3 protein-coding genes and 1 pseudogene are annotated in these 4120 nt (G+C 69.4%); 1 reads left to right on the top strand and 3 read right to left on the bottom strand.

The window, feature by feature from the left end; genetic code table 11:
- Nucleotides 1-796: 796 nt before the first annotated feature.
- The 3 genes from NBZ85_RS28440 to NBZ85_RS28430 form a co-directional block, all read right to left on the bottom strand.
- Nucleotides 797-1408 carry a superoxide dismutase gene (locus tag NBZ85_RS28440; protein ID WP_261559601.1) on the bottom strand — a complete coding sequence of 204 codons (612 nt, stop codon included), beginning with the start codon at nucleotides 1406-1408 and terminating at the stop codon, nucleotides 797-799.
- Between the two features lie 523 nt (nucleotides 1409-1931).
- Complete coding sequence (bfr, locus tag NBZ85_RS28435) at nucleotides 1932-2414, bottom strand: bacterioferritin (RefSeq protein ID WP_261559607.1); 483 nt, start codon at nucleotides 2412-2414, stop codon at nucleotides 1932-1934.
- A 398-nt stretch (nucleotides 2415-2812) separates the two neighbouring features.
- Nucleotides 2813-3244: a response regulator gene (locus tag NBZ85_RS28430; RefSeq protein ID WP_261559613.1), complete on the bottom strand. Its 432-nt coding sequence runs from the start codon at nucleotides 3242-3244 to the stop codon at nucleotides 2813-2815.
- Between the two features lie 285 nt (nucleotides 3245-3529).
- Between NBZ85_RS28430 and NBZ85_RS28425 the strand changes: the two are divergent.
- Nucleotides 3530-4120 (top strand): annotated as a pseudogene (locus NBZ85_RS28425) (DUF4386 family protein); the annotation flags it as partial.

The raw sequence follows: 4120 nt of genomic DNA, 5'->3' as shown, positions 1-4120 counted from the left end.
GCCCTACGGCGACCCGGTAGCTCCCATCAGGCGTCCAGGAGGGACTCCAGGAACAGCACCGTGCGCGCCGCGACGGCGGGATACGTGCCCGCCTGCCAGTCGACGGGGGGCTGGGGCTGGAACGGCGACATCATCGGCGCCTGGTCTCCTTCGGAGGAAACGGATCGCCGCGGCCTGGTGACCGGGCGTGCCGCGGACGCGGCAGGAGCGTGGTCGTGCGGCGGGTGGCCGGTCGAACGGGTCACGCGAGTGGGCTGGATCGGGCCCCACGACCGGGGGCGCGGCAGGTCGTCTCCGGGTGTGCCGACGGGCGGTGCTCGGCCCCCACCGGTCCGAGCGCCGGACGCGTGGACGGGGTTCCACGGCATGACCGGTCCGCCGGTCGAAGGGCGGCGCGGCGCCGGCACGCGAAGCGGGCGTGAGACAGGCGGGCCTGAGACAGGCGGGCGTGAGGCAAGCTGGCGAGAGTGGGGGCGCCTCGCGGCGACCGGTCTTCAGGCAACGGTCGGGGGTCCGGCGGCGGGCCGGCGATCGGTAGGGGCTCCCGGTGGATCAGCTCAGCGACAGCGCCACGGGGCGGGGGACGGCAACAGGGAGACCTCGCGCCCGAGTCGAACGGACTGACGTGCGTCCACAGACATACCTACCACCCTCGGTAGTCGGGCCGGCATCCGTCAACCCGGTCTCGCTGTGCGCTACATCACATTCATGAATCGCGCACAGGAGAAAACCGAACAGCGGCAAGGGCATCACCCGAAAGGTGATGCCCTTGCCGCAACCGGCGGTGGTGCTGCAATCAGACGGCCGCCGCGGCCTTCGCCTTCGCGAGACGCTCGGCGACGTCGGCCCAGTTGACGATGTTCCACAGGGCCGTCGCGTAGTCGGCCTTGACGTTCTTGTACTGCAGGTACCAGGCGTGCTCCCACGCGTCGAACACCAGCAGCGGGGTGTTACCCACGCCGACGTTGCTCTGGTGGTCGTACACCTGCTCGATGAGCAGCCGCTGGCCGGTGGCGTCGTAGGCCAGCACGCCCCAGCCGGAGCCCTGCACCGTCGTGGTCGCAGCGTTCAGCTGCGCCTTGAAAGCGTCGAAGGACCCGAAGTCGGCGGTGATGGCCTCGCCAAGCACACCGTCCGGCTTGTCGCCGCCGTCCGGGGAGAGGTTCTCCCAGTAGATCGAGTGCAGAATGTGCCCGGAGAGGTTGAACGCGAGGGTCTTCTCCAGGCCGACGATGGCGCCGAAGTCGCCCTTGTCCCGCGCCTCCGCGATCTTCTCGAGGGTGTCGTTCGCACCCTTGACGTAGGTCGCGTGGTGCTTGTCGTGATGCAGTTCGACTATCTGTCCGATGATGGCTGGTTCCAGTGCGCCATAGTCGTACTTCAGTTCCGGCAGCGTGTACGTCGCCACTAGAGCACGGTCCTTTCCATTAGCAAGGGATTTTTTCGGGGGCACCCACGCGGGGGCTCCCGGCGGTTCAGGTGGGCGGTTTCGACGACGCCGACGGCCACCGGCCGGGCGGCCGGGGCCGGGCGGGGCCTGGCGAAGCCCATCGGCCCACTCCTCTCCGGCGAGCCGCCGAGCTGGCGGCCCCTGTGGACGTCGACGTCAGATGCCGCGATCGCCCGTCTGGACACTATCGCCAGGAGGATCGGTCCTGCAGAGCGAGACCGGGCACCAGCACGCGGGAAGGATGGGCCACAGCCCCCACCAATAACAGTCCGTGACGGTGGCGAGGCGGAAGGCGGGATTCGGTGACCCAGGGAACAACCCGCCACGCCGGCCGGGCTACCACCCCCGCGAACTACCCCCGACCCGTCGCAGCGGGCCGCGGTGAGGCACGCCCACCGGTTCCTGTGACACGCGGGGGCGACGGACCGGGGCATGAGGCGACCCCTTCCCGCCGGCGGGGCCAACTATTCCGCCCGACTCGTCAGTCGTCGGTGTGGATCTGCTGGGTGAGGTAGTTCGCCGCGCCGAGCTGGGAGATCAACTCCAGCTGGGCGTCGAGCCAGTCGATGTGCTCCTCCTCGGAGACGAGAATCTGCTCCAGGAGGACCGCCGAGCCGATGTCGCCGCGCTCGCGGCTGAGCGCGGCGCCGCCACGCAGCACGTCGACGGCCTCGAATTCGCCGGTCCGGTCGATCTCGAGTTGCTCGGGGACCGTCTCACCGATCCGCAGCGTGTGCAGGCGCTGCAGATTCGGCAGGCCGCCGAGGTACAGGATCCGCTCGATGAGCAGATCGGCGTGCTTCATCTCGTCGATGGACTCGTGGTAGTAGTGCTCCGAGATACGCCGGTAGCCCCAGTTGCGCTGCATCCGGCTGTGCAGGAAATACTGGTTGATCGTGGTGAGCTCGTTCGTCAGCACACTGTTGAGTACTTCTATGATTTCCGTGTCGCCACGCGTCGCCATCGGTTCCACACCTTTCCGTCGACTGTTTCCAGCCAGACGCCCCGCACCGCGCCGGGGCGGCTGGCTGCTCCGGGCACCCCGGCGGCCCGCGACCGGACACCGACCATCTGCGCCGACGAGGGCGCAGATCGACCGGACCGGGCAGGCTTACGAACCTCCAGCACCAGCAAATCACAAGGATGCGTAATTCGCAGCGAGCCGACACTCCCGACCCGTCACAACGTTCGGAACATCAATATAGGTAAGGCTGCCTGAAGTTAGGGAAGCCTACCCGGAGGTGGTACACGCGGCGGGGACGATCCATCGCAATCACAGCCGGGTTCGCCACCGCCGGGTATACCTGAAATCGAACTGATGGTGGCCCGCCACGCCCGGTAATACCGGCGGGCGCGGCCCGCTCAGCTTCCGGGCAGGCGGACCAGGCCGAGATAGAAGTCATCGATCTGGTGGAGGGCCTGGATGAACGCGTCGAAGTCGACGGGCTTGGTCACGTATGCATTTGCATGCAGGCTGTAGCTGCGCAGCACGTCGGTCGGAGCCTCCGAGGTCGTCAGGACGACTACCGGGATGGCCAGCAGATCCGGATCCTCCTTTATCGACACGAGGACCTCCCGACCGTCCATCCGGGGCATGTTCAGATCAAGCAGGATCAGGTCCGGCCGGGGCTCCGCGGGATCGCGCAGGTAGTGCATCGCCTCGACGCCGTCGGCAGCCACATGCAGCTCGTGGTCGAGCCCCCGGTCCGTCAGCGCCTCGGTGATCATGAGCGTGTCGCCGGGGTCGTCCTCGACGAGCAGGATCCGGAACGATCGAACGGCGGTGGCGGACACTGAATTCGCCTCTCCTGGCAGTCGTCGGCGTCCCGGTGAACCGGCGCGGGTCGCCCGCTCGCGGGCACGTTCACAATATCGAGCCGGGCGCCGGGTTCGGCCAGGTCTGTTCGCGGCCCACGGTCGGCATGGCTCGGCCAGGCGGCGGGCCATCCGCCACCGCCGGTAACGTGGTGTAACAATCCCGCCACGACTTCCGCGGCGCGGGGGTGGCTGGTTCGCCCGGCGGGTACCTACCCGGCCACCACCCCGCCAGCCCGGGTCGGTCGGGAGGAGCCGCGTTCGATGTCCACGGGCCAGCGCGCCACCGCCGTCATGCTGCTGGTCTGCGCGGTGTGCGGCGCGGTCGGCCTCACCGAGCTGCGCCATGCCCTCGACTACCCCGAGGTGCTCAGCGCTCCGCCGGCCGACACCCTCGCGCGGGTGCGGGAGCACTGGCTGGCGATCAGCATCGGTGTCGTGCTCGCCGGCGTCGCCGCGGGTCTGCTGTTGCCGATCACCGTCGGGATCGTCCGCCTGCTGCCGCGCGGCCCGCACCGCCCGCTGCTGACCGTGCTGGGTGCGGCGACCGCCGGCGCGCACCTCACCGGCCTGCTGTTCTGGCTGATCACCGTGCCCGCGTTGGCCCGGCGCGCGGCTGTCCCCGCCCAGGCGGACCATGCGACCGCCGTCTTCGACACCGCACGCACCCTGTTCGGGGTGATGATCGGCGAGGTACTCGCCTGCCTGCTGACAGCGAGCTGGACCGTCGCCCTGCTGACCCGCGCCGCGCGAGCCACCACGCCTCGGCGGCCACCGCTGCGATCCGCCCTGCCGAAACCGGCCGCCGTCGCTCTCGCCGGCTGGGGCGGCCTTGCCGCGGGGGATGTACTCGGG

This window comes from Frankia tisae, from assembly GCF_025403405.1.
In the GTDB taxonomy this organism is placed as follows: domain Bacteria; phylum Actinomycetota; class Actinomycetes; order Frankiales; family Frankiaceae; genus Frankia; species Frankia tisai.
This window is presented reverse-complemented; position numbering and strand designations above follow the sequence as displayed.